This window comes from Pseudovibrio sp. FO-BEG1 (assembly GCF_000236645.1).
Classification (GTDB): Bacteria; Pseudomonadota; Alphaproteobacteria; order Rhizobiales; family Stappiaceae; genus Pseudovibrio.
On sequence record NC_016642.1, the window covers coordinates 4,846,694 to 4,872,946 of the forward strand.

At 51.2% G+C, this 26,253-nt stretch carries 20 protein-coding genes and 1 tRNA gene; 7 read left to right on the plus strand and 14 right to left on the minus strand.

Annotation, left to right across the window (positions count from 1 at the left end):
* Nucleotides 1-325: 325 nt before the first annotated feature.
* Both PSE_RS21810 and PSE_RS21815 read left to right on the plus strand, forming a co-directional pair.
* Nucleotides 326-402 (plus strand) — tRNA-Met (locus PSE_RS21810).
* 145 nt (nt 403-547) lie between these two features.
* Nucleotides 548-1,165, plus strand: a complete 618-nt coding sequence (locus PSE_RS21815) for a hypothetical protein (RefSeq protein WP_041768751.1) — start codon at nt 548-550, stop codon at nt 1,163-1,165.
* 392 nt (nt 1,166-1,557) lie between these two features.
* Here PSE_RS21815 and PSE_RS26785 read toward each other — a convergent pair whose 3' ends face one another.
* The 11 genes from PSE_RS26785 to PSE_RS21870 form a co-directional block, all read right to left on the minus strand.
* Nucleotides 1,558-1,944: a hypothetical protein gene (locus tag PSE_RS26785; protein WP_014286790.1), complete on the minus strand. Its 387-nt coding sequence runs from the start codon at nt 1,942-1,944 to the stop codon at nt 1,558-1,560.
* Nucleotides 1,945-2,097: 153 nt separating this feature from the next.
* Nucleotides 2,098-3,171 carry a ChaN family lipoprotein gene (locus PSE_RS21825; protein WP_041768752.1) on the minus strand — a complete coding sequence of 358 codons (1,074 nt, stop codon included), beginning with the start codon at nt 3,169-3,171 and terminating at the stop codon, nt 2,098-2,100.
* Nucleotides 3,172-3,403: 232 nt separating this feature from the next.
* On the minus strand, nt 3,404-6,577 hold the full coding sequence (locus tag PSE_RS21830; RefSeq protein WP_014286793.1) for an efflux RND transporter permease subunit: 3,174 nt from the start codon (nt 6,575-6,577) through the stop codon (nt 3,404-3,406).
* A 3-nt stretch (nt 6,578-6,580) separates the two neighbouring features.
* The gene (locus PSE_RS21835; protein ID WP_008547747.1) at nt 6,581-7,762 is read right to left on the minus strand and encodes an efflux RND transporter periplasmic adaptor subunit; all 1,182 of its coding nucleotides are present in this window, start codon (nt 7,760-7,762) and stop codon (nt 6,581-6,583) included.
* Nucleotides 7,763-7,806: 44 nt separating this feature from the next.
* The gene (locus tag PSE_RS21840) at nt 7,807-9,189 is read right to left on the minus strand and encodes a TolC family protein (RefSeq protein WP_014286794.1); all 1,383 of its coding nucleotides are present in this window, start codon (nt 9,187-9,189) and stop codon (nt 7,807-7,809) included.
* A gap of 119 nt (nt 9,190-9,308) precedes the next feature.
* Nucleotides 9,309-10,601: a HAMP domain-containing sensor histidine kinase gene (locus PSE_RS21845; protein WP_008547859.1), complete on the minus strand. Its 1,293-nt coding sequence runs from the start codon at nt 10,599-10,601 to the stop codon at nt 9,309-9,311.
* 12 nt (nt 10,602-10,613) lie between these two features.
* The gene (locus tag PSE_RS21850) at nt 10,614-11,297 is read right to left on the minus strand and encodes a response regulator transcription factor (RefSeq protein ID WP_008548044.1); all 684 of its coding nucleotides are present in this window, start codon (nt 11,295-11,297) and stop codon (nt 10,614-10,616) included.
* A 290-nt stretch (nt 11,298-11,587) separates the two neighbouring features.
* Nucleotides 11,588-12,412, minus strand: a complete 825-nt coding sequence (locus tag PSE_RS21855; protein ID WP_014286796.1) for an ABC transporter permease — start codon at nt 12,410-12,412, stop codon at nt 11,588-11,590.
* A gap of 1 nt (nt 12,413) precedes the next feature.
* Nucleotides 12,414-13,232 carry an ABC transporter permease gene (locus PSE_RS21860; RefSeq protein WP_014286797.1) on the minus strand — a complete coding sequence of 273 codons (819 nt, stop codon included), beginning with the start codon at nt 13,230-13,232 and terminating at the stop codon, nt 12,414-12,416.
* A 108-nt stretch (nt 13,233-13,340) separates the two neighbouring features.
* Complete coding sequence (locus PSE_RS21865; protein ID WP_014286798.1) at nt 13,341-14,489, minus strand: extracellular solute-binding protein; 1,149 nt, start codon at nt 14,487-14,489, stop codon at nt 13,341-13,343.
* A gap of 58 nt (nt 14,490-14,547) precedes the next feature.
* Nucleotides 14,548-15,648 (minus strand): ABC transporter ATP-binding protein, encoded by a 1,101-nt coding sequence (locus PSE_RS21870; RefSeq protein WP_014286799.1) that lies wholly within the window; start codon nt 15,646-15,648, stop codon nt 14,548-14,550.
* 129 nt (nt 15,649-15,777) lie between these two features.
* Between PSE_RS21870 and PSE_RS21875 the strand changes: the two genes are divergently transcribed.
* Nucleotides 15,778-16,767 carry a LacI family DNA-binding transcriptional regulator gene (locus tag PSE_RS21875; protein ID WP_014286800.1) on the plus strand — a complete coding sequence of 330 codons (990 nt, stop codon included), beginning with the start codon at nt 15,778-15,780 and terminating at the stop codon, nt 16,765-16,767.
* A gap of 78 nt (nt 16,768-16,845) precedes the next feature.
* On the opposite strand, the gene PSE_RS21880 is transcribed toward PSE_RS21875, so the two are convergent.
* Both PSE_RS21880 and PSE_RS21885 read right to left on the minus strand, forming a co-directional pair.
* Complete coding sequence (locus PSE_RS21880) at nt 16,846-17,664, minus strand: M48 family metallopeptidase (protein ID WP_014286801.1); 819 nt, start codon at nt 17,662-17,664, stop codon at nt 16,846-16,848.
* Complete coding sequence (locus PSE_RS21885; RefSeq protein ID WP_051125946.1) at nt 17,661-19,859, minus strand: hypothetical protein; 2,199 nt, start codon at nt 19,857-19,859, stop codon at nt 17,661-17,663. Before PSE_RS21885 ends, PSE_RS21880 begins: the two co-directional genes overlap by 4 nt.
* A 357-nt stretch (nt 19,860-20,216) precedes the next feature.
* Between PSE_RS21885 and PSE_RS21890 the strand changes: the two genes are divergently transcribed.
* From PSE_RS21890 to pelG, 4 genes are read left to right on the plus strand one after another with little or no spacing between them, the layout of a single operon-like run.
* Nucleotides 20,217-21,275: a hypothetical protein gene (locus PSE_RS21890; protein WP_041768753.1), complete on the plus strand. Its 1,059-nt coding sequence runs from the start codon at nt 20,217-20,219 to the stop codon at nt 21,273-21,275.
* Nucleotides 21,276-22,262, plus strand: a complete 987-nt coding sequence (locus PSE_RS21895; RefSeq protein WP_014286804.1) for a hypothetical protein — start codon at nt 21,276-21,278, stop codon at nt 22,260-22,262.
* A gap of 13 nt (nt 22,263-22,275) precedes the next feature.
* Nucleotides 22,276-23,787 carry a GT4 family glycosyltransferase PelF gene (gene pelF, locus PSE_RS21900; protein WP_208998017.1) on the plus strand — a complete coding sequence of 504 codons (1,512 nt, stop codon included), beginning with the start codon at nt 22,276-22,278 and terminating at the stop codon, nt 23,785-23,787.
* A 33-nt stretch (nt 23,788-23,820) separates the two neighbouring features.
* Nucleotides 23,821-25,242 carry an exopolysaccharide Pel transporter PelG gene (gene pelG / locus PSE_RS21905; protein WP_014286806.1) on the plus strand — a complete coding sequence of 474 codons (1,422 nt, stop codon included), beginning with the start codon at nt 23,821-23,823 and terminating at the stop codon, nt 25,240-25,242.
* Here pelG and PSE_RS21910 read toward each other — a convergent pair.
* Complete coding sequence (locus PSE_RS21910; protein ID WP_208998018.1) at nt 25,239-26,138, minus strand: MJ1477/TM1410 family putative glycoside hydrolase; 900 nt, start codon at nt 26,136-26,138, stop codon at nt 25,239-25,241. The genes pelG and PSE_RS21910 overlap by 4 nt on opposite strands.
* Nucleotides 26,139-26,253: the final 115 nt, after the last annotated feature.

Below are 26,253 nucleotides of genomic sequence, written 5' to 3' on the forward strand. Positions count from 1 at the left end.
GTATAAACACCTTGTGGGGCGTTTTTTATTGTCCCCATAACAACATCGGTCAGCCTTCAGTTCCCCTCTTCTGAGCAATCACAGCCTAAGAAATCCATTTGAGGAAAATTGGGTTGGAAAGATTTTCGATTATTTTCGCAACTCCAAGTCACAACTGGCAGACAAACCTCGATGAAATCGGCATTAACCCTAGGTTTTCATGGAGTTTTTCACAAGAAGGCATATTTCCACAAAACTTAGCTAAGAACGCTTGACGACACCCGTCTGGGGCCTTATACACCCCCTCACAGCGCGGCGGTCACCACCGCAACATAGCGCACCGGATGGCGGGGTAGCTCAGTTGGTTAGAGCAGCGGAATCATAATCCGCGTGTCGGGGGTTCAAGTCCCTCCCTCGCTACCATATCTCTTCAAAAGAAGATTGAGAAGACAAGGCACCGCAAGGTGTCTTTTTTGCTTTGTGACCCTCCCTCTCAAATCTGGCCATAGCCGAGTACTCTTTATCATTATAGGCTTCCACAATAAACATCATTCAGGAGGAAGCTCACTTGCTGCAAAAATGCCCGATATCTCCTAATGACGAAAAATTCTGGACCTACGATGGTAAAAATGCCCAAGAGTATCTTTTTGTACTGGAGACCGTAGGGTACCTGCACATCCCCGGCACAGATAATCGACATTTACTGCCAGAAATTATTGACCCATGGGTGCTCTGGCGTCTTGTATGGGGAATTCTCCACTTAGGCTCTCTCGACAGGACCCCATTTGGCGAAAACTGGCGCATGATCGGAGCAGCAAAACGCATGGCGAAGAGGATAAACGCTCATCCCCTAGCCGAAGCTTTAGCTCATTCAGAAGAGAAACTAAAAGATTTCCCACCTAAGCTACTGGACACGTTTGATAAGGGCACCTTTCTGGACGAATACCGTACATTAGGTTTTACTAAAAATACAATGCGCGAAGCAAGCCTCTTACTCGTAGACGCATTTATACCCTTAATTGAGAAGCCCGAATGCGATGGGCCAGACGGTCTGCCACTATATGGCAATGGTCATCCCATGCTAGTAGCTCTGGCAATATGGGTGGAGGCAAACCTACCTCGAAAGGTTTGCCACAGTAACGAAGCATGGCGCAAACAGATAAAAAATGCCAGCGAAATGCTTTAACTACTAAATCGACACCAATTTATGAGCCTCTTAGCGTTTCCAATCACTCAAAACCGCAACATAGCTTTCCATAGGAAGCAAAATCCGCTTGGCGAGGGTTCAAGCCCCTCCTTCGCTTCCATCCCTCTTCAATTGAAGATTGAGACGGCAAGGCGCCCTAAAGTGTTTTTTTGTTTTAGGCATCCTGCAGTATCTAGATCACTTGTGCCAAACCACCTTCTCAGCTTCGGCAGTAAGTCCCCAAGCTTCAGAAGCTCCCCAGCGCAAACTCAGCAACCAAGCAGAAAAGCAATAGCAGGCTGTCTTTTGTTTATTCAGCTTATCCAACTCAAACTTACTGAGATTGGATCAGAGGTGCACACACCGCGCACCTCTTAGTATTGATAAAGCCCTTAGAGTTTCTCGAGCTCGCGGAATCTATTCCATTTAATGTGGTTTTGCTGTGCCTTGCACCAGTAGCTGTTAGGGTGATAGGAAACAATCAAACCGCCCCTGATCCCAACTTCAACATACTGGCGCCCAGAATACCCGCCAACCGCATTTTTTGCGTTCAAGCGACCGCAGTAACCGGTGCTCCTATTTGGAAAACGCAGCAAGTTGGAAAGTTCAGCATCCCTGATGCTGTAAGGATCGTAGAAATGCTCTTTTACCGCCTCAATCAGAAGCTTCTTATGTGCAACTGTGGGCTTTTTATCTGTCTGGACTTGTTGAACCGTCACAGTCTGACAACCTGCAATCAACAAACACAAACCAACCACAAACGAACGTGTATACTTCATTCCATAACCAAATTTTGAACTGATAAAACTCCACTATCTAGAGTTGTATAAATCAGACATGTCAATTCAAATTGTATCGGTTATGCAGGAAAACGTCTCTTTACGGCTCATTGCATGTTCTCAACGCTCTCAGCTCGCGACCAAACCCAAACACTACTCCTTATGAGTATGCTTCTTTCCCATCGTTTTCAGCTGCTCTGCGTATTTTTCACAAGGATCAACGCTTTCCACTCTGCCAGTGAACCAGACGTAGTCGAACCGATTAACATCGGCGAGGCTGTAATCACTTAACTGGTAATTATCGGAACTAACCTCGACAGCAGCAAGGCTTAAGCGACTGTCATTCCTATCAAGCCACCATGGCACACCACGATCTTTGCGTGTGTGGCCCGTACCAGCAATCAAGACAGACCCTCGCTCGGTTTTCATAGCCGAGCGCATAGGCAGTCCCATCGAAGCATCTTTTAGGCGTTGCATCTCAACCAGCGGCTCCAGGCTATTACGTGGTACAACACCACAATGAGACCGCTCTAACTCATCCAGCAAACTCTCATGCTGTTTTTTACTGAATTTCTGGCTCCACATCAGATCTTTGGAAACATCTTCAGACGGCACGCCCCCCGTCCCGACTTTAATAAGAAGCTCACGTTCTGGAGCGCCAGGAGCTATGGTCATGCCATAGAATGCAGCTTCTTTAAAAATCGGCTCGTACATGCTCCACGCAGGCCAGCCGCGCTTCTCCCATTCCAGCTTATCAGAGAGCCCGGAAACATCCTCAGGCTTCAACTCCTTCAACCACTGTTGATGCTTTGGATCGACCATCTCCATAACAATCAGCGGCTTTCTGCCAGCAACTCCCATTTGATGCACTGCTTCCACCTGAATCTCGTGGTGACGCGGATTATCATGCTTCTCGCCAACCAACAGATGATCCTGGGTAACCGCAAGTTTCCAAAAAGCATCCTGTGAAATCTGTTTGCCCGTTCTCAAATCCCAAATCGTATCCACCAAGGGATGATCCATCAGAATAAGCTCAGTTTTGGGCTTTTCGGAAAGCTCGTCCTGAGCACCACCATCTTGCCCAGACGCAGCTTCACTTGAGACGACCAACGTGCTGTAAGCTACAGCAAACGAGAGCACATTAATGGCTTTATTCAGCATGTTCTGTTCCTGAGGCGGGACTTTGCCCACGGTTCTTATGCTCGGATTAAAAGCGTCATCAAACATCGTAATCCAAACAGAATAGACAATTACTTACTCATCATTCATGGATGAGTTTAATTTGCACATGACGCAAAAGCTGGCTTGTCTTTCAAAACAAACTCCACGAGCAACCTCATGGGTCTGCCACTAAAAGCAAATGCAAGCAAACAGCTTCCACCGTTTGCTTGCATTGATCTACTTAAATCAGGCAGCCTCATCTCTCTCTAATTTGAGCAAGAAGAAGCCATCTCTCTCATCACTCCCCCGCTGCAGTTACCTCCGGTGCACCCGTATCCTCCATCTTGAGCGATGCAATTCCCAATACAACCGCTTTCAACCGGCTGAAGTCCTCGAGGATCATCATGAAGGTTGGGATCAGGAAGAGGGTGATCAGGGTTGCGAAGAGGATGCCGAAGCCAAGAGAAACGGCTGCTGGAATGAGGAACTGAGCCTGTTCCGCAGTCTCAAAGATCATCGGAGCCAGTCCGGCAAAGGTTGTTGTCGAAGTCAGGATCACAGCCCGCATGCGCTGGGTTCCAGCAGCCACCAGAGCTTGTCGGATTGGCATACCTTTCGCGCGGTTATCATTGAACGCAGAGACAAGCAGTAGACTGTCATTCACCACAATCCCGCTTAGGGCAAGAATGCCGTTTATACTGAGGATTGAGACCGGAATTCCAACAACCCAGTGCCCCATGATTGCACCTGTAATGCCAAACGGAATGGCGATCATAACCACGATCGGCTGCATGTAGGACTTCAACGGCACCGCAAGCAGAACGTAGATCGCGATGATCGTGATCCCGAAAGCCGTGATCAAACCACCAATCGCTTCCCGCTGCTGCTCAACCTCGCCGCCAAAGTCAACAGCAACACCCGGAAACTTTGCCTGCAGCTGAGGCAAAAGCTCTTCGTTGAAGTAGGTGACCAGCGTATCTGCCGAGATTTCATCTTTGTTGATCTGAGCATCCAACGTCGCAACACGCTTGCGGGAGCTGCGATAGATCTCATCAACGGTCAGATCGGAATGCAGATTGGCAACGGAAGACAAAAGGATCGGATCACCAGCAGGCGTGCGAACATAGAGCGTTTGCAGAGCCGCAGCTGAGCTCCGCTGAGCCTCCGGATAACGTACCCGCACCTTCACTTCTTGCTGATTACGCTGGAACTCCTGAATCTCCGCGCCGCCAATAGCCTGAAACACCTGCTCGGAAATAGCGGAGGTCGTAAGACCAACAGAGCGGCCATAGTCCGTCAGCTCAATGTTAAGGCGACCACGCACAGCCCGGAAGTCATTGGTTACAGACAAAACACCTGCCTGCGTCGCCAGCATATCTTCCACGTATTGGCTTGCCGCAATCAGCTGATCAACATCGTCAAGCAGCAGTTCAACGCGAAAGTCCGCAAAGTCAAAGTCATCAGCGGCAAACTTGATGGTTTGAGCCCCCTCAACCGGCCCAACAAGCTTGCGCCAACGCTCGGCAATCTCGTTGGAGGTAATGTTGCGCTCTAGCGGCGGCGTTGCAATAGCAAGAACCGTCACAGTGCCATCATCACTGGCTTGCATCTCGATGCCAGTGATTGGAGAGACATCGGTGTCACTCTCCGCATCAAGCTGCGCCTTCAGCTTATGTGCGGCAGCTTCAATACGGTTCGCCTCAGCAAACAAGCGGCCATACCCAAGATCAGGCTCACCTTTGTAAGTCGCAGTCACAATCTGACGAGGGATTTCCGGGAAGAACACCACGCGCACGATACCAGACGGCACCATGTAGACCACAGCCACAAAAAGCACCACAAAGCCCAAAGCAGATAAGTACCGCATTCTCAGGCTGAGCTTGACCATTGGACGATAAACACTCTGCTTGAACCGCTCCAATCCGGCACTTACGCCATTCTGGATCACCTTCCATCCACGAGAAAGCGGATTGTTTGGCTTTGCATTGTGTTTGAGATGCGCCAGGTGCGCAGGCAGAATGAACTTGGACTCGATGATCGAGAAGACGAGGCAGAAAACCACCACCCAAGCAAACACGGAGAAGATCTCGGCCAAACGCCCGGTCACCAATGTGATGGGATAGAATGCAGCAATCGTTGTCAGCACACCAAAGATCGCAGGTGTCGCAACCAGCTTCACCCCTTTGATGACATTATCAATGCCATCCCCTTCTTTCTCAGTGACGCTGTGCGCACTCTCCGCCACAACAATCGCATCATCAACGACAATACCAAGCGCAATGATAAATCCAAAGGTCGTCAGCTCGTTGAGCGTCATGCCCCAGAAGCCATCCCCCATAAGCGCAAGCGCACCGGCAAAGGCAATCGGCAATCCCATGGCCACCCAGAAGGCCGTACGCAGGTTGAGGAAAAGCGCGAGGGTAACAAGCACAAGCCCCATCCCCATGAGCCCGTTTTTCAACATCAGGGAAAGACGGTCAGAGATATTCTCGCTCTCATCCTCCCAGAAATCGAACTGAATATTGGTCGGCAAACTACCTTCTGCTTGCACTTCATTGATGATCTCGCGAGCACGGACGGCTGCGGGAATAAGGCTGGCTTTACCGATCAGCTGAACACTCAGCTTTCTGGCAGGCTGTCCCTGATAGAGATAGATAGAGCGGTCATCTGTATAGGCATCTGTAATTCTGGCAACATCCTGCAACCTAACCACGGTGCCATCCGTCAGCGTGATCACAGGAATGCTCTCAAAATCCTGCAGGAAGTAACCTTGTTTATCGGCTTTGATCAGGATGCGGCCATTCTCATTTTTCAGACTGCCCTGTTGCGAGATGAGAGAGAAGTTGCCAACCTGACGGACAAGCTCAGAGAAGCTGAGTTGATATCGCTGTAACGCATCTTCCTGCACTTCAATGGAAATTTCCTGAGTGCGCTCACCACTGATGGTAACAGACGGGATAAGTTGATCTTCTAGCAGCCGGTCTTTAATCCGACGCGCAACCGTATCCAAAACATCAGGATCAGCATCACCAAAGATCTCGACCTGAATAGCATCTTCAATCTCTTCTGCCCGAACCACAACCGGCTTCTCGGCTGCTGACGGCAGAGACACAGCATCCACCTTCGTCTTCACATCAGAAAGCAGCTTATCAAGATCAGTTCCCGAGGACTTTTCAATGATGATCGTGGAGTTGCTTGCCGTAGATGTGCTGGTGACTTTCTTGATGCCCTCAGTACCCGTCAAAGCACGCTCGATCTTTTCCGTCACACCACGCTCAGTTTCCTGCGCAGCACCTGATTTATACTCGACAGAGATCGTAACCTGATTGGCCTCAAACCCCGGAAAACCCTCGGTTCGAATGTTCATTGCTGTGTAGACACCGGCAACAATGATGCAGACCATCAGCAGGTTTGCAGCCACCGGATTGTGCGCGAACCAGGCAATCCAGCCTTTATGAGTGTTCTGTTGCATGACTTACTCCGCAGGCTGAGTGGTAACAATCTGCTGCGGCAGATATCGGCTGATCGGGTTCACCACGATCTCCCATGCTCCATGAGCAGGGAAAGCATTCACGTCCAGCGCCACATCATCACCGCGAGTAAACAAAGGCGACACTGCGTGGCGTTCCAGCTTGCTGTCCCGGGAAACTGTCCAGACATATCCTTGAGAGGTGATGGCGGAGGCTGGAACCATCACAACATCCGGAATTTTCCGCCCTGTGAGTACAACGCTAACAAAAGTGCCCGGGCGCATCACAGTGCCTTGGTCATTGCGTGGCTCCACCTGCAACCGCAAAGACTGTTGACGCGTTTGCGCATTAGCTATTGGGCCGACAGACGTAATTTTGGCAGGCCACTGTACACCAGCCCCATTGAGCACCTGCACAGAGATATCGCCCACATCCAAAGAGCTGCCGTTTTCGGTGAGCAACAACTGCCATTGCACTGGCGTCAGAGACACCTCAACCTCAAGCGCATCCGTAGAGTAGATCTCAGCAACTTCCGTGCCTGCTGTGATGTAGCTGGAAGGCGCAACACTGCGGGAGATAACAACAGCATCAAACGGAGCAACAATTTGGGTGTTTTGCAGGTTCCGCTGAGCTTCGACCAAGTTGGCTTCAGCGGCCTTCAATTTCAGCTGTTCCAGCTTCAAAAATGGTTGACGCAAAACAAGAGGTGAGGCCTCACGGCCTTTGATATTGGCTCGCTGCCAATCAAGCTCAGCCTGCTTCCCGCGCTGTTCCTCCTGTAAAAGAGAAAGCTCAGAACTGGCGACACTCTCTTCTGCAGTTGCAAGCGCTGCGCGATAACTACTGTCCTCAATCTCAGCCAGCACATCCCCCTTCTTGAGCGCCAAGCCCGGCTCAAGCTGCTTTGAAAGTCGCAACACTCTCCCGGTCACTTCGCTGGTCAGCTTCTGCTGGTAGTGAGCACTCACAGCTCCGAAAACCGTAAACTGAACAGCTTCAGGCTGCGCCTCTCGTTGCACGACAGATACGAGCGGTCGCGGCAATGTTGGAGCACTGGCATCCTGTGCAGCGACGGTGTGAGGGTTGGCCAATTCTGCCAGAACAGCAAAGACTGAGAGGCTGGCAACCAGAGTAACTTTCGCAAAGGCTGCTCTACGAGCCAGTTTGGGTCGAAGGGTGGTACGCATATTGGGAACTGCTTGTTTGATTGAGGGAGAAAGAAGACGCCTGCTTAAAGCCCGATGCCGAAAGCAACAGCCAGATCAACACGGTTCTGCATTCTGCTGCTGCGAATGTTCACCACCGCCTGACGGGCAGCAAACGCATCCCGTTCCGCAGAGAGCAAGGTCACGATGTCCGTCAGGCCATCACGATACCGCCGCTCGTATTGCTCATAGTTGCTTTGGGAGTGGTTTAGAGCACGGGTCAGGATCTGCTCACGTTTGCGCAAGATGGTTTCGTTCTGAAGCCCGTTCTCAACTTCCATCACCGCAGTCAGCAAAGTCTGTCGATAGGATAGCCAGAGACGGGCCGCGTCCAGATCAGCCTGCTTTGCCGTCAATCGGCGATTGCCACCATCCAGAATGGGCGCAGACAAAGAGCCAAGGAGACGCCATGCCGGTCCACTGTTCAACAGATCTGCAAGGCTTGCGGATTGATCGCTTGCAGTGAAGTTGACTGAAAAGGTTGGCAGCAGATCCTTGTAGCTGGCTTTATGCTGCAGGTCCGCAGCTGCGGCCCGCTCATAAGCAGCTAAAAGATCTGGCCGCCGCCCGAGAGTGGTGGCAGGCATGGCGCCCTTAGGCAGCTTGACGTTGGGGAGCAAGCTACCAGTCTTAAAATGAGTGTTTGGCATCTGGCTGGCCGCAACCTGCATCTGCCGCTTCAACTGATCGATCTGAACAGTCCGATCAGCCAGATCAGATTGCGCATTGGCCGTCGCAGAACGCGCCGCTTCCAGATCACTCAGCTCGCCAATACCGCGCGTGAACTGATCGGAAATGATCTGCTCTGTGTTGCGCAGGCTGGAAATGCGGGATCGATCCAGATTGGCTAGTTTCTCCAGAGCCGTGAGCTGAACCCAGTTCCGCATAGCCTGTGCAGCCAGAGAAGCTCGCGCAGCCATAAGGTCATGAGCACTGGCCCTCAAGGTCCGGTCAGAAGCATATGCTCGGTCAGAGAGCTTCCCCCAAAGATCCGCCTCCCACTGGACTGTGAGGTCTCCGCCTACGGAGTTCTGATAGGACGAGCCTTGGGTAGATTTCACACGTTGGCGATCTGCTTGACTGTTGAATGTCAGTGTCGGCCAGAGCGTACCAGAAGCTTTATCGCGCTCCAGCTCAGCTTTCTGCAAATCGAGCACAGACTGGCGAAGCGAGATGTTGTTCGCCAGCACCGCATCAACATGCTTGTTCAGTTTCTTATCACTGCTCAAAGCAAGCAAAGACGAAAGAGCCTGCCCGTGAGAAGAACCTTTCTGGCTCCACTCTGTTGGCGTCTGACCAACTGCCATCTCTTCCGTAAATGTAGTCCGTTCAGGACTGAGACTGGTGGTGCAGCTTACCAGCAAAACGCCCGATGCAGCAAGAATGAGTTTGTGCGATAAAGACCGCATGTCCTATCCCCTATAAATTCTTAGGGGAGAAATGACACATTAGCGATTATCGCTAGGTAACGATGTAAATAGCTACAATATATAGATAATTACAATTTCGATTACCGGACGGACGCCAACTAAAAAACCAATCGCGTCGTAACACGCTCGCCCACTTGCTCCATCTGGAACTCCCAGTTCAACCGACGTGCAATCCGTTTGATGAGCGAGAGCCCAACACCGTAGCTCTCTTCAAACACAATCTCACTTTCCTGTTCTGAAAGTTCTGCTGATTGATTGCGGATGAGGATATCTCTAGCACTGATCGAAATCTCAATTGGCCCCTGCTGCGTGTGCTGAAACGCATTGCGCACCATGTTCGCTGCAACAATACACAGCGGTACGCGTGGAGCATCAACGACAGTCTCAGGAAGGTCAACGTGAAGTTCAACGTCCTTACCGCAGAGCAAATATCTGTGATCCTCAATCACCTCTTCAAGAAGCTCGGCCAAATCAATCTTCTCTAAATCAGGATTAGGTTCCTGCTCGCGCCCAAGCCAGAGTAGCGTTGCAACAATCGTCTGCATGGAATGGCTGGCCCGCTTAATCCGTTCGGTAACCTTCCGTTGCTTATCATCCGTTGCAATCTTCTCCATAACACTGGCATTGCCGGAGATGATGGTAATTGGCGTCCGCAGCTCATGGCTGGCATGCCGCAAAAATGAGTGTTCCCGCTCAACAAACCGGCCAAGCCGCCGCGCAGCATTGCTCAGATGATCACCAATTTTGTTCAGCTCATCATAATGGAAGTCAGGACGTTGCTCGACCGCACTCGTCTCATTCAAGGTATCCGCCCATTGCTGCAAAGCCGCGATACGCCTGTTAATCCGCCGATTGATGAACTGCGACAGCAAAAACACCAGTACCAGGATGATCGCCCCGCCGACATACATAGTCCGCTCAAGCAGGTTGAAGTTTATGCGCCCTTGATTTTCCAGCTCTTTATTCAGTTTCAACATACGGAGAACGTAAAGCGTCCTCCCATCAGCAATCCGATCAGCCAGAAAAAAGACGACAGCCTCTGGCCGATCCCCAACACCTCCAATAGGTTCAACCTCAGGATCTCCAAGTACAATCTTATCTTTCGGAAAAGCCTCTTTTACCTTTGGAGGCAGCTCATCATAATTGAAAGTTGAGAAGATCCTGCTCTCATCTGGAGGCTCACGCTCTGGCTGATTTTGCAGTGCTCGTTCATAGGCATGTATAAAGCCTTTTAACTCAAGCTTGTTCGACAGCTCCAGACCCGCGATCATGTAGGAAAACAGACCAACGCTGTAAACCAGCACGAGCATACCGACAAAAGCGAGCAGCCAGTATCGCAGCTCTCGTTTAAGCGTCTTGGCTTTCTTCTTTTTGCGCCAGAAAAACAACATCACCAATCAACCTCAGGTCCGCAGAGCAAAACCGTGCCCGGCAACAGTATGCAGCAACTGTGTTTCATAAGGACGCTGCAACTGGCGACGCAGCTTATAAAGGTGCACTTTAAGGCTGTCACTGGCAGGCACCTGATCTCCCCACACAGCCCGCTCCAACTCCTGCTTGCTCAACACATTCGGTGTGCTGCGCACCAGCTGTTCCAGCAGGACCCAACCAGTCGGTGAAAGCTTCAGCTTCCTCCCTGCCCTGCTCGCTTGCCGCGCACTCAGGTTCACTTCCAGATCCCCAATGGTCACACTCGTGGAGTGCCCTTTGCTCCGGCGCACCAACGCCCGGATACGAACAGCCAACTCAGGAAACGCAAAAGGTTTAATCAGATAGTCATCTGCACCAGCTTCAAACCCAGCCACTCGATCACTCACAGCATCGCGGGCAGTCAGCATCAGGATCGGGCACGTCACATTCTGCGCCCGCAGCTGCTCACACACTGTCAGCCCATCCACTTTAGGAAGGGTGAGGTCCAGCAAGATCAAATCGTATTGATTTTTCAGCGCACTATCGAGACCCACTTGCCCATTGAAGGCATAGTCACACTCAATATTTTCAAAGGAAAGGTAGTCACCAACCGTCGCAGCCAGATCCATGTCGTCTTCAATGAGAAGAACAAGCAGCGCATTCATTTCCATCGGCATCACTCAGCCCTGCCTGTATTCCATCACAAAACCTGGAAGAGCTTTCGATCGTAGCCGATCAAACTTAAGAGGCGGTTGAACAACGAGAAAAGCAGAAACATCCGAATACACCTATGAAGGATACATCCCCCGAACATTCCATAGCCCCAGTAACAAGCCGGTTATCACGCAACTACATGATTTAAATAGACTATATCATTCAAAGCAACCACCACATGCAAAAACGGCGACCTAACAATAAGGCCGCCGCTCTCAAACATGTCTCTATCCCTGTCTCAGAAAAAGCTAACTCAGCTCCCCACCTTCGCCAGCACATCTGCTTTCAGGAAGCGCTCGATAAACAGCATGAAGCCGACTGATGGCACGAGCAGGATGAGAGAGGAGATGGAGGCGATTTGGTAGTTGCCTTCCATGCTGGAGGTGAACAGAAGCATAGGCAGCGTCACCACATCCGGAGCACCAACAAAATAGGTTCCGGTAAACTCATCCATGGAGATCAGAAACACGAATATCGCACTGGCCATAATGCCCGGCAGTGCGAGGGGCAAGGTCACGTCAATAAAAGTCCGCCAGCGCCCTGCCCCCATGTTCCGCGCAGCCGCTTCCAGCTCTCCATCAACCGCAGCAAAAGCCGCCGTTGCAATCCAGACAGCAAACACCAGCCCCTGACTGGCGTGAACCAGCACAACGCCCATAACAGTGCCCGTCAGATCCAAACCGTAGAAAATTCGTGCAACGTTCATGTGCACCGCCACAGCTGGGAAAGCCTGAGGAAGAAGGAACAACAGCATGATGAGATAGCGGAACGGCATCTTGCCCCGTGCCAACGCATAGCCTGCCGGAATAGCAATCGCCAGACTGACAACCACGGTCAGCAAAGCGATCCAAATGCTGGAAAACAGGGCTTCCGTTGCATTGCCCTCCGGACGGAAAACACGCTCCCAGAAGGAGAAGCCGTATTCCAGTGGCAGTTTGTAGGGGAAGTACCAAACCTCAGCCACAGCCCATAGCAGCATGTTGGTGATCGGGCCAAAAATCGCAAATGCCAGCAGGCTCATGGTGAGCACACGTGTGGTCATCCGCACCCAGTTGGAAGAAAGAGTAGCCTGAACCATCTTATGCCCCTTTATCTTTGAGGCTCTGGCGCAGATAGAACCACGCAACCACCCCGGTAAACAGATAGGACATGATGCCCAATGCGTTGGCGACGCCATAATCGCCGTAAGAGTTGATCCGCCACGCCATATCAACGGTCAGCATGGTTGGCGATTGCGCGTTGATCATCAACGGCACAGAAAGCACAGACAGCATCACTACATAGGACAGGATCAGGCCAACCATCAGCGTGGTCGCAATCTGAGGAACCACCAGCTCAATCAGAATACGCAGTCGAGACGCCCCAAAGATCCGTCCTGCATCAATGGTGGTGCGATCGATAGAAGCCATCGCACCGGCAACGAGCAGGGCCACAAACGGTGTCTGCTTCCATACGAAGGTGATCACGATCCCGCGCCAGTCCAGATAACTCTGCGCGGCCAGCGGTTCGATGATGCCGGAGCTGGTCAAGATGTTGTTCATCATCCCGTTCTTCGCCAAAAACGTACGCATTAACTGCGCACTCACAATAAACGGAATGAACAGCGGCCAGCGGTACAGCCATTTCAGAATAGCAACAGCAGTCTTGTTTTCACCCAGTGTCAGATAACCCGCGATCGCAACAGCCAGAATGCCGATGATCACTGTCGACAGACTGACGATCACAATCGTGAACAGAATATCTTTGGAATAGAACTCAACGGCCTTGGTAAAATTGGCGATATGCCAGCTGCCTTCGCCATTGTCTGTGAAAGCTGAAACCACAGAATAACCAAAGGGATAAACAAACAAAAAGCCGATCATCAACAATGCGGGTGCAACCAGCAAGATTGCTCCCATCCGACCAGGCCCAACTGACATACTTTGTCCGCTCATGGACACCACCTCTTCCCAAAACCAAACAAGCCGGGAGAGACGAGTGTCCCTCCCGGTTTCTTTCAAAAGTGCTTAGTTAGCGACCTGCTTCTCGTAGCCTTCTTTGATGTCATCAAAGTAAGGACCGATTGGGAACGGCTGACCTTTCTGAGCCAGTTCCAGAGGAGTGACGTCGGTGAACAGCTTACTCCAGACTTTTTCATCCAGAGAGCCCTTCACATGGTCAGCATCAATGCCTGGATACCAGTTGAAGCGGTTTACAATGCCTTCCGCCTGCACAGCTGGGCTGGTTGCCAGTTCGATGAACTTTTCAGCCAGCTCTTTGTTCGCAGCCTTCGCAGGGGTTGCGTAATAGTAAGGCTGTCCCGGCATACCAGGAGCAATCAGCTTCAGTTTCAGGTTTGGTGGAATACGGCCATCACCCTGCCAGGAGTAGAACATATCAACCCAAACCGGGCCCATCACGATCTCGCCACGGTTGAGCATGTCCAGCGTACCAGCATTGCCCGGAGTGAACGTCACGTTCTCGTTGAAGGCTTTCAGATCAGCATATGCCTGCGCCCATGTCTCTTTCTTAGCCGCATCATATGGACCACTCTGCAGGGTCTTGGTGTCGCCAGCATAGGTGTACATCCAGCCAGTCACAAACGCGACGCCGGACATACCGTTCTTGATGCCGTTGTAGCCAAACTGTTTTGGATACTTCTTCACCCACTCACGCAGCTCGTCGTAGGACTCTGGTGGGTTAGGAACCAATGCTGGGTTATACGCAATCGCGGTCTGGCTATGGAACATAGGCATCACGTAGCCGCCGACGTAAACGCCGAGTGCGTTTTCAGCAGTTTCACGGGTCACCATTTTGCCGGTTTCGATGTTACCGCGGAAGTCAGCCAGCAGGCCCATTTCCTTCATCTCACCAGTCTTCTTCTGGGCCGCAACAATCACATCGATGTCCCACTGCTCTTTGCCAGCAGCAGACTGAGCTTCAAGCTTCTCAAGAATTTTCTGGGAACCGGCATCTCCCGGGCCGGTGCCTGTGACGCGAACTTTCACGCCTGGATATTTTTCTTCAAAAAGAGGACCCAGATAATCGGTCACGTACTCGACCATATTCTGGGAACCGCCGGTAATCACGTTCAACTGAGTTTCAGCTGACGCAGGCAAAGATACAGCAATCACAGCACCTGAGATTGCGCCTGTTAGAACTGACTTAAGTGTCATCACTCAAATTCCTGGGTTAAGATCGTTGAGATAAAAAGTTCTGTTCACGTTAAAGGTGTCAGGCCGCCTCGGAATAAAGGTGAAGCCCACCAGCTGGCACGCAGATCGTCACTGCATCGCCAACTGCATACCGACAAGGATCGTCGATCATGTAGAGCTGCCCGGCGCTTTCTATTTCGTAGCGAAATACCCCCCCCGGATAGCTGAGTTGTGTCACCCTACCGGCCAGAGCCAAATGCCCCTCAGGTACGGTTCCATCGGCAAGCAGATGCGCTGCACTGGAGCGGAAACGCCCCCGAACAGATCCGGCAGCTATCGCCTGCCAGTTCACACCTCCATCACCAATCTCGTTTGAAACGCTTAAGCTGGCAGCCCTGACGGCCTCCTGCTCTGATATGCACAAAGTTCCATTCGCACGCTCAACATTGAGGGCAATTTCGTTTTCAGCGCCCATAAAGGTCGCCACAAAATTGGACTTTGGCTGCTCATAAACTTCCAGAGGCGTTCCCACTTGCGCAATATGCCCCGCATTCAAAATGACAATGCGGTCTGCCATCACCATGGCCTCTTCCCGGTCATGGGTCACATGCACGGCTGTCAAACCCATACGTTGTTGCAAAGAGCGGATCTCATGGCGCATCGACAAACGAATGCGCGCATCAAGGTTGGAAAGCGGCTCATCTAACAACAGGATTGGGGAATCAACAGCAAGCGCACGCCCAAGCGCCACACGCTGACGCTGACCACCAGACAGGTTTGGCACTTTGCGATCACCAAAATCAGCAAGGCCAAGCAGAACAAGAAGTTCATCGACCTTACGATTGATCTGCTCCTTGGACATGCCACGGAGTTTCAGGCCATATCCCACATTCTGGCGAACCGTCATGTGTGGCCAAAGCGCATAACTTTGGAACACCATAGCCATGTTTCGCTGCTCTGGCGGCAATTGTGCAACATCGCTTCCGTTGACGCGGATCTGCCCGGACATGGGCTTGATGAAACCGGAGAGACTTTTCAGAAGAGTTGTCTTTCCGCAGCCGGATGAACCCAACAACGCAACAAACTCGGATGAGTTGATTTCAAGATCGATGTCATGAAGAACACGGTTCTTGTCGTAACCAACACACAGCTTTTCGATTTCGATTCCTACGCCAACCATTCCGGAAACTTGCCCCCCTTTAAGCAACCAAAGCGTTATGCTATGAGTTTTGGCAATCGATTGCAATAGAGGTCTTGTAAGGGACTTCTTTGAAGGTAAAATGACAATCATCCTAGATAGTAAGAAGCTATGAAAAGACTGACAGGTAAAGATGTTGCACGTGCTGCTGGCGTTTCTGCCTCTGCTGTTTCCCGTGCGTTCACAGCAGAGAATCGCCTCAACAAAGCGACTCGTGATCACATCCTCAAGGTCGCAGCTGAGATGGGCTATCGACCAAATGCACTTGCACGCTCCCTCATCAAACAGGAGTCAGATCTCGTCGCCGTCGTGTTCGGAAACACCGATGGCATGTACGACAAAGACTTCTTCAACCGCCTCTCAACTGAACTGCAAAAACGCGGAAAATGGGCGCTTCAAATTCGTTCAGAAGAAGAAGAAAACATTGCAGAAACACTGGGCAAAGCACTCATGTATCCGGTTGCAGCCGCAATCGTCCGGGCTGGCACAGTTGATCTTCAGGTGATCGAAAACAGCAAGCAAATGCACGTGCCGCTGATCTACACCGGACTAGGCCCTACCGTGAAAGGGGCAGACTGCGTCTGGCTCAATTACAAACGCGGCGGTCAGCTCGGCACCGAACATTTGATCAAACGTGGATGTAAGAAAATCGCCTATATCGGCGGCATCGAAGGCATCACTGCAGACACTGGTCGTCGTGAAGGATACCTTGAAGCCTTGCAAGCTGCAGGACTACAACCACACAGTATTTCACAGACTAGATTCGACTTCGAAAGCGGAATGCAATCTGCACTCAAACTGCTACAAAGTGATAACCCGCCAGATGGTTTTTATTGTGTATCAGACGCAGCGGCACTTGGAGCTCTGAACGCAGCAAAATCTCTTTTGAACCTGCGTGTACCGGAGGATGTGGCGGTGGTCGGCTCCGACAATATGCCCATGGCCGCCTGGCCCTGCTTCGACCTCACAGCTGCAACAAACCCTATCGACGAGATCGTCCAGAACCTCATGAGCACCCTGGAAGCCCGCCTCGCCGATCCCTCCCAAAAGGAAATGTCCGTCGTCGTAGAACCCCAACTCGTCATCCGCGGCAGCGCATAGCTGAGAGCATTCAAAACACCAATAATACCGGCTGATGCATGTACAAAAGCATCAGCCAGAATGGGTAAGCTCAGTAGGTCAAGGGCAGTCTGCACTGCCCACCTTGGGTTTGAGGACACAAGACAAAATATTGGCAACTTCTTCAGGAATCTCCACTTCCCGCATGTACTCATCGCGCCCATAACGCAGAAACTCACTGCGAAAATCATAATCAGCCCACGGCTCGTTGGTCTCACGCAAGCTGACAGCCACACTCTCAGCCTGCAAAAAGTCACCGATTTCCAGCAGGCTATGAAAATAGGCCAGGCGCACAGGCCAGTACTTTGGCGTTAACGGAGCACTTTGGTGAAGCTGCGCAAGAGCAACAGCAGCCTCCTCCATCCTCTCCCCTTGAAAGTGCAACATGCCAAGCCGTCCAAGCTGCACGGGTTTCAAAAGCCCTTTGCCTCCATAGTACGTAAGCTCAGCAAGTTCTTCCTCATAAAGCCCCTCAAACCGCAGTGTTGAAAGCAGTTTGTCACGATCCTCTGGTTCTGTGCTCAACCGTGCAACAGCCTTCAAACTCTCAACATAGCCTCGGAAATCTCCAGATAAGCGGTGATAGAGTTCGATCTTTCTCAGTACCCAAAGATCATCAGGAGATTGCTGGACATAAGCCTCGTGCATCTGGTGCATCTCTTCAACAAAGCCCAGTTGCTCGGCAATCTCAGCAAGTTGAAGCAGCTCCTCGGGGCTGCTGTTTGTCTGGTCAAAAGACTTCAGCAAGTCCTCACGGGCTTTAAAGTACTTCCGCTCTTTAATTTGCACGGCAACTTTCTCAGTTTGCCCCGGCACAAGCGCATACCCCACACCCAAAAACAGCAAATAAAGCGACAGGTATTTGAGGAAACGGATCATCGCCGCTCCTCCATTTCAATCATGTGCGCTGTCGACACCGAGTTTCTGCAGACCATAGAGATATCAAGTGATTCCATACCAGAAACAGGAAGATCGAGATGCAAATCTCCGGCCTGTGAAGCTTGGACCTCATCACTCAACAGGACAATCTCCCCACGCTTCACTTCCAAGCGGTAGGAAAGTGCAGAAAGCCCATGGAACTGAAACTCACCAACACCAAACCCAAAGCTGCGAAACCTGATGTGGCAAGGCTCAGCCCGCCAATCATAAACCTGCCACCGCGCCTCAGAGATGCTGGCAACAGACACCGCACTGGCCGCGTCTCTCTTCGCGAGCACAATCTCTGGAACACGCGCGGAAGGATCAAGCGAGACATACAAAGACGTCTGATAGTGCTTCGAACCAATCACACCAGCGCTCTTTGACAGATCAACCTGCCATTGCTCTGCGTCATCAAATCGAAATGTTTGCAAACTGCCTCGGTTCAGAACCAGCCAGCTTCGCTCACTTGTCTGATAAAGCTTCACATCAAAGAAGCTGTTCGCAATTGCTGCATACTGCGAAGCAAAAATCGGCAGATACACCCCGTCCCGCGCCCGATCCAGATGCTTCTTCACAGCCCGCAATGACGCATCATGCTCCGCTGAGTAGGTGTGGTAATAGACATTGTAAGGCCTTAACCGGATCGGGCTCTCAGTATTATCAACGGTCTGATGTAACTGAGAAAACCCATAGAACGGTCCAGTCCAGTCGTTCGTATACGTGTTCTCGTTACTCGCAACCGCATAGATCTGCCGCTCAGCCCCCACTTGCCGCGATAATGGCGCAACATAGCTGAGAGACGGCCAGTCCCGATCAAACCGCGTATCACCGCCATTCATGTTGTAAACGCCCAGCTCACGCGCATAGGCAAGCGCCTCTTCAAAGGGCTGCGTATCCCCTGACCACAAAAACAGCTTCGCCTGTTTGCCCTTTGGCGCATAACGCTCTGCCTGTTGCAGCGAACCACCTATCTCGCCAATCAGCGAAAAGGGCTTGCGCATGTAATAACGCGGCATCGCCACGTTCTGAGCCAGATATTTTTTGAAGGATGATTTGCCGCTTTCACCAAAGAACCGGCGGGATAACCAACTCACAGGTCCTTCAGTTGCTGGAGTCTTGGCAACGTTTTTTTCCTCTATGAGAGCCAGCTCTTTCTCACGGTCGTAGTCCCTATAAAAAGCCCAATGAAACGGATGCGAATGTGTGTGGCTTGCCACTTCCACCTGAGGAAGGGCGAACAACTCCCTCACAAGACCAACACCCCGGTCATCCCCACCTTCACTCTTGTCGACATCGGCAGTCACAAGACCATAAGTCACCGGAAGATCAGGATAAGGTTCGATCAGCTCCCGCAGCATGACCTCACCCGAAAGCACCTGCTTGTCCCGATACTTGGCTGCGTAAGAGACGTTGTTCCAGCCATCTCCATCAATATGAGAAAAGTAAATCCGCCGCCCCATCAGCGTGGAAGTATCTGGGATTGGAAACAAGCTTCGCTCAAGAGCGCGCTGCAGAAATCCGATGGGATCAATCAACCACTTATGGCGATTAAGCACATCATCCCTGGCAATCGCAAAGCCAGATTGAACATAAGCCCCCCCTGCCCCGATAAACGCCAGCTGCGTTCGTTCTGCACCAAGCCGTTCTGGCAGGCGAACAGAAGCAACGGATAGACCATTCGCAGAAATCTGTGAGACCAGTGAGTACCCTGGCAGGATCTTGTAGAACGGCCGTTCGAACTCCATCAGCTTTGAGTGCAGCTGGAGATCTGATGATCCACTCGTCAGCAGAACAAATCCAATCTCAAATCGCAGACCCAAATAGTCCAGAAACGAGTTCAGAACAACGCGATCATCCTGAAGATTCTTGATTCCGGTCTCTCCAAACACCAGAAACCGTCGCCCAGCACGAGCTTGTTCCTCTGCCCATACGAAATACCGATGAGGATCAGTTAAGGCCCCCTGAAACCACGTGACCACCGCCGCTGCATTCTCTAAGTCTCCCACCTCAGGCAAACCAGCATTCACATCCAGATAGCGGATCGAATACCCGAGATGGTTCAGAGGCATTTCTAGGAAGTTATGTATCGCCGTTGCAGATGGCTCAGCTTCTCGAAGGCTGTCGTAGATCCCGATGATCTCACGTTTCACCATCGCGGCCTGCGAATTATTGATGAAACATACAAAGCCAAGCACACCGAAACCGTACAAAATAAGGGCGCCAAGCTGCCTAGTAATTCTAGCTAAAAACAATTGCCAGATACCTTCAATATGGAAGGGATATAAAGAACAATTGCTACGCACTTCACACATCCGGAAGACACCAATAATTAAGTTAAGACTGAATACTTATTGCAAACAAATCATTCCAAATCCAACCCGGAACCTAATACCCTCACTTTCCATAGAGTTGAATATAAATAAAACAGCAAGTAAATATTTCCGGCCACGAACAGAGATTTAAACTTCCGACTATACTGCATATTTTTACAATAGGAATATTTATTCACGATGTATTCGGATCAGTATTTTTCAAGCGATGTGCGACCAACTAAGAAGAAAAAGTCAGCACCGGAAAAGCGTTTTCATCTGCTGGAAATCGCAGTGCTCTTCGCACCATTTCCAGTTCTGACCTCCATGCATCCCGAGTTACTAATCTGGAGCATCTCCCCCAGTCCGCTCTGGATCCCAATCATCATCGCAAGCAGCATCTTCGGAACCCGCTCCGGTATTCTCTCTGCATTAACCGCCCTCGCCCTCACGCTTTGGTACGTGCCTCCGCAGCCCATCGGCGGGCAGAACTTCTTTGAGTACTTCACGACCACAGGCCTGGAACCAACCCTTTGGCTCCTCACCGCGATCATCTTCGGCGAGTTCAGAACCTCCCTCCTGCGCAAAAACCAGCGCCTTCAAAACCAGCTGACACAAGCGCTTGGACAGCGGGACACAATCTCAGACTACTGCACCACGCTAACCATGGAAGCAGAAAACCTGCAAAGCCGCATCGCCTCCATGGAGACAACAAGCCCCGTGAGTGTTTTCAAAAGCATCGACAGGTTGAGCACACTGAATCTGAAGAGTAATCCCAAGCAGCTGGACATTGCACTCGGCAATCTGATTGGAGCCACAAAGTTCAGCCTCTTCAGCTACACCAACGATCATCTGGATCTAGTGCACTCCAACATCGCAACTTCCTCAGGAGTGACATCTCCCAGCGCGCAGCAAGAGCAAACATGGTTGATCAATCATCTGGAAATGACCGAAATCACCGGGAATACCCAGCAAGTCATCACGCACACTCCTAAAGGCAGTCTAGTCCTGTTGCTGAAGGCTTCCGACGTGACCAATCCAAAGCCGGATCACGAGGTCTTGCAGGGCGCCATCATCTTCCACCAGCTTGAACAGCACATATTGGAAGAAGACACCACGATCTTCTTGGAAACAATCGGCAAGTCACTCACCCAAAGCCTTGCAAGCCACAACGCTGAAAAGGCGCCGGACAATCTCATCTCACTTTACTCAATAAACACACCGCCTAAGAGCAACAGACTCGATAACACGGTGCTGTAAATGTCTGATCCTGTCATCACGGAGAAAGCAGCCAAAGCTGCTCCTTTCAGCCTCTCTATCTTCCTGCTGCCGGTAGTCATCGCAACTGCAACACTCATTGAGATGTGGTTCATCTGGCAGATCAGAGGGCAGCAAAGCTTAGTTCTCCCCGCAATCGGCTTCCATTGCCTCTCCGCACTGCTTTGCAAACTGATGCTGAGAAACGCCCGCAGCCCAGCGTTCGCACTGTTGGATTTCTGCATTTTTTTGTTTGCCTTACTCGGGCCATTGGGAGGCGTAATCGCCTCTGTCCTCATGCAGTTGGAAAAGCGCAAACCTGACGCTCACTTAGCTGATTGGCATAAAACACTCGCATTTGGTGAACCATCCGCTCCTCAGCAGCAGGATATCTTCAGCAAAATCATGAGCAATCGCTCATTGGACATGACCAACGGCTCTCTAAAACCCTTCCAGAAGATCTTCTCCTCTGACAACACACAGGAAATCAAACGCGCACTCTCCATTATCACACTCAAATACAAACCGGAGCTGCTGGAGTTTCTTCAGGCTGCTCTCAAGAATGATAAGCCAGAGATCCGCGTGCAGGCAGCGGCTGTCTACACCAAACTCAAACAACGCTTTCAGGATGACATCTCCAACTCAGTCATCTTTCCTGAAGACGCCACTACAGAGCACCGACGAGAAGCCATCTCCCGGTTAAAAGCAGCAGGCCTCTCACAGCTCATCGATAAATCCCAACGCGATCAAGTCACCGCAACTTTGCGCAAACTGCTGAAAACTGATGTCCGACCGGAAGCAGAAAGAGCTTTAACCGTCTTACGCGCCGACCGCCTCATTCAAAAGGGTGCACTGAAAGAAGCCCAACTCTGCCTTAAGCCACTGGTTCGGATCAAAGACCCTGAAGCCACTGCACTGAACCAGAGAATTTCTGCCAAGCTCAACAAAAGAGCCGTTTTGCCCGCACGAGAGCACGCTCTGATCAACTGAAATGGTGAGTAACATGCGTTCCAATCCCACGGCAGATGTCTGCATAATCGTTGAGGGCTGCTACCCTTATGTGGCTGGTGGTGTATCCTCTTGGATCAATTGGCTTATCTCCGGACTGCCTGATCTGACCTTTTCAGTGGTCGCCGTGCTTTCCAGCTCTCAAAACGGCACTCCTAAATACAAACTCCCCTCTAACGTCATCGAGTATCAGGAGCTCGCCCTCTTCGATATTCACGATCCTCAACCTGCTCCTGATTATGGCTCAGCCAGCATCAACGAAATCTCACGTGAACTTCGGGCCTTCCTTAAGAATGGCAGCAAAGCAAGGCTTTACGATCTAGACCGTTTGGTGAACTCTGCCTCTCGTCCTTGGACAATAAATCAGCTGACGAACTCTGATCTCACGTGGAATGTCATTTGCCAGATGTACGAGGAGATCCTACCGGAGACATCGTTCCATCATTTCTTTTGGGCCTGGTACACACTGTTTGGCGGGTTGTTCGCTGTACTCAAAGCTCCAATTCCCAAAGCCAAAGCCTACCACACAATCTCAACCGGCTATGCTGGCCTGTTCGCAGCAAGAGCAGCCGTAAGCACCGGTGCACCGGCCATCATCACTGAGCATGGCATCTACACCAACGAGCGCCGGATCGAGATCCTGCTCGCCGATTGGATTGAAGACAGCATCAACAAAGGCTTCTCGCTGGATGACCCCAGGCTGGACCTTCGTGATTTATGGATTACGGCCTTCGAATCCTTCGCTCGGTGTTGCTACAACTGCTGTTCAGACATCACGACCCTCTACAAAGACAACCAGCTGATGCAGCTCTCTCAAGGCGCATGCCAGAGCAAGATGCAAGTGATCCCAAACGGGATAGATCTCAACAAGTTCAGCACCATACCCGCAAAGCAGGACAACCACAGACCTACGGTTGCTCTCATCGGGCGGGTTGTTGCAATCAAAGATGTGAAGAGCTTCATCCACGCAGTTGCTTTGCTTCAAGAAGAGCTTCCAAGTGTGGAAGCGCTCATTCTTGGCCCAATCGATGAAGAACCAGCGTACTTTGAGGAATGCAAAACGCTCATCTCTCAGCTGCAACTTGAAGAGACAATCACCTTCACAGGCCCAGTCAACATCGCTGAGTATTTGCCCTCTATCGATCTTGTCGCTTTAACCAGCCTCAGCGAAGCCCAACCTCTTGTCCTTCTGGAGGCAGGCGCAGCAGGCATTCCTTGTGTTGCCACAGATGTCGGCTCTTGCCGGGAAGTTCTCGAAGGGCGCTCAGATGACCCGGCCCCGCTTGGCTCCGGCGGCATCATCACAGAGTTAGTCTCCCCCTTTGCTACCGCAAAGGCCATGGCCAAACTGCTGAAAGATCACAACTTACGCCAGCAATTCGGTGCACAGCTGCGCAAGCGCATTGAGCGGGATTACAACGAGCATCAGGCCCTCAGCTCCTACAGAGACTTGTACACCCGCAATTTTAACAAGGCAGCAGAGCAAGAAAGCCGACTGTTCGCTTAAAGCCCAATACCAACCCTTTTCCGGAGATTTCAGATGGCAGGCATAGGCTTTGAGCTGCAGCGACTAACACACAAAGGCGACATGACATCCCATATGCGAGCGATCTTTCACGCAAGCATGGTTATCGCTGGCCCATGGCTCATGTTCATTTTCTGCATTCTGTTCATCTCACTCCTGACAGAGCAGAAACTCGGCCTGCCCGTGCTGACCGGTTTCAGAACCAAGCTGATTTACATTTTGGGGATTTCGTTGCTGACGAGCGCACCTGTTCTGATCCTTGCAATCAGAATGGCTTCAGACGCCATCTACTTCGGAAAGTTCCACCTCATCCCACAGCATTACCTGAGCGCCCTCTACGCCTCCACCATCCTGACTGCCATTGTAGCTGCCCCAATTCTGTTCGTGCTGCTGAACGTTCCACTCATAGAACTGCTGGCGATTATCATCTCTTGCATCATTGCCAATCTTCTTTGGATCGCACTGGGCTTCAGTTCCAGCCTTCAAAACTACAAAAGCGTAAGCCTTTCCTTCGCAACAGGGCTGCTATTGACGATATCATTGGTCATCTACAGCACCGCCCACCATCCCAGCAAGCTTCACTTACTGCTGGCTTTCAGTCTCGGCTTCCTGCTCTGTTTCATATGGCTATCCATCCAAGTCCTCTTCACGTTCCCAGCATCCAGCTACATTTTCAAAGAGACCCGGGAGTATCTGACTGGCGCTCTCAAACGCTATTGGCCACTAGCTTTGGCTGCGACTTTCAACATCAGCGCCTTGTGGGTGGATAAGATCATCATCTGGCAAAGTCATGAAGGGCAGTTGCTTCCAAGCGGCTTGCGACATGCTCCTGCCTACGACAGCTCTATTTTTATCGCTCAGCTCATCCTCATCCCACCGCTCGCTCTCTTCCTGATCGAGGAGGAAACGAACTTCTTCCGCAACTTCAGGTCTTACATCCGAACGATCACCGGCCACGGCACACTATTTGACATTCGCGCCAAATCACAGGAACTGAAGACAGAAGCAATCTACACCCTTAGCCGCCTCACCTTAATCCAGTTGGGCTTATGCGCACTGTTGATCTTGTTTTCACCACTGGTCGTCGAGTACCTGAACTTCGAGTATCGGCAAGCTGCGATCATTCGCATTGCCACTGCCAGTGTTCTCTTTCAATTCGTGTTTTTTGCGGCATCAACCACACTCATTTTCATCAATCGAAATATGGAGAACATGCTGCTGCAACTGGCATTTCTGCTGCTCAACGCAGTCTGCACCTATGCCACGCTATACCTGCCAGCTGAGTATTTGGGGTTTGGCTATTTCGTTGCCTGCCTATCTGCCAGTTTCCTCGCAGTAGCTACACTTCAAAATGCATTTGGCAGGCTAGACCAGCACATCTTCTTTCAGGCACGTCTCTCCTTGCGGCCTAACAGCTGGTATGAGGCACTGCGCTAAAAGGCGACCAATGTATCGAGTGGTCTGCGTGTGAAGAGGGAAATCACGCCAAGCTCATCTAGCTCTAGTCGTGCACGTTGGCGTTTGTCGGCCTCCTCAAGGTATTCGATAACAAACACCGAAAGACCATCATCACGCCCCTCTTTCAGAAAACCCCAACTCCAATCGATCAGCTGAGAGCCATTTCGTGCTCCATCATGATAAGCGCCATAAAGCAAATCTTCCTTGCTGATGCCATCGATCTCACCACGATATTCGGGATACTTCAGAAGCTCCTCGCCATTCTGGGAAACAACAATAAATCCGGGAGCCTGCGCCTTCGCCAGCCGGGAAACTTTCCCAACAAACTCAACCATATTCGCCTGCGCATCCATCCGGTCTTTGTACCGCTGGAACACATCAACGCCATCCAGATACACGCCGTCATAACCAGCTGAAATGATATGCTTGAGGTAGGCCATGATCAGCCCTTGCCACTCAGGCTGCCAGAACTTGACGGTGTAATTGCCAGGCCAGTTCGGGTTCTCATCACCAAGCCAGCCCGGCGGATTTGCCTGCCAGCTATCCTTCCAGTAATCGCGATAATCCTCAGCTTCACCAATGCTCAGATAAGCAAGCACAAGCCGACGCGATCCATCAGGCTTCTGCTTGGTTTTAGCCACTTCATAACGGGAAAAACGCCCCAGCGCAGTGCCATCCTTGGAGTAGTCAATCACCACCAGATCAAGGTCAGACTGATGGATTTTCTTGATCTCAATATCCTGAAGCTGAACGCCCCACTTTGACACGTCACTCAAAGGCGCTTGCATCTCTTCCACCTTATCGCTGGAGCAGCTCAAAAGAAAAACAAGAGGAGAGAACGCAACAACGGCGAGGACAAACCTGAGGTAAAACATCGGCGCTCCATGCAGCAGGCCCCACACCATATTCCCACCTAAAACAAAGCGCTATGCCTATTCTTTCTTATGAAAATTTCTCAGGTCTTCCGGCGGAAAGGGACGGAGGCGACTG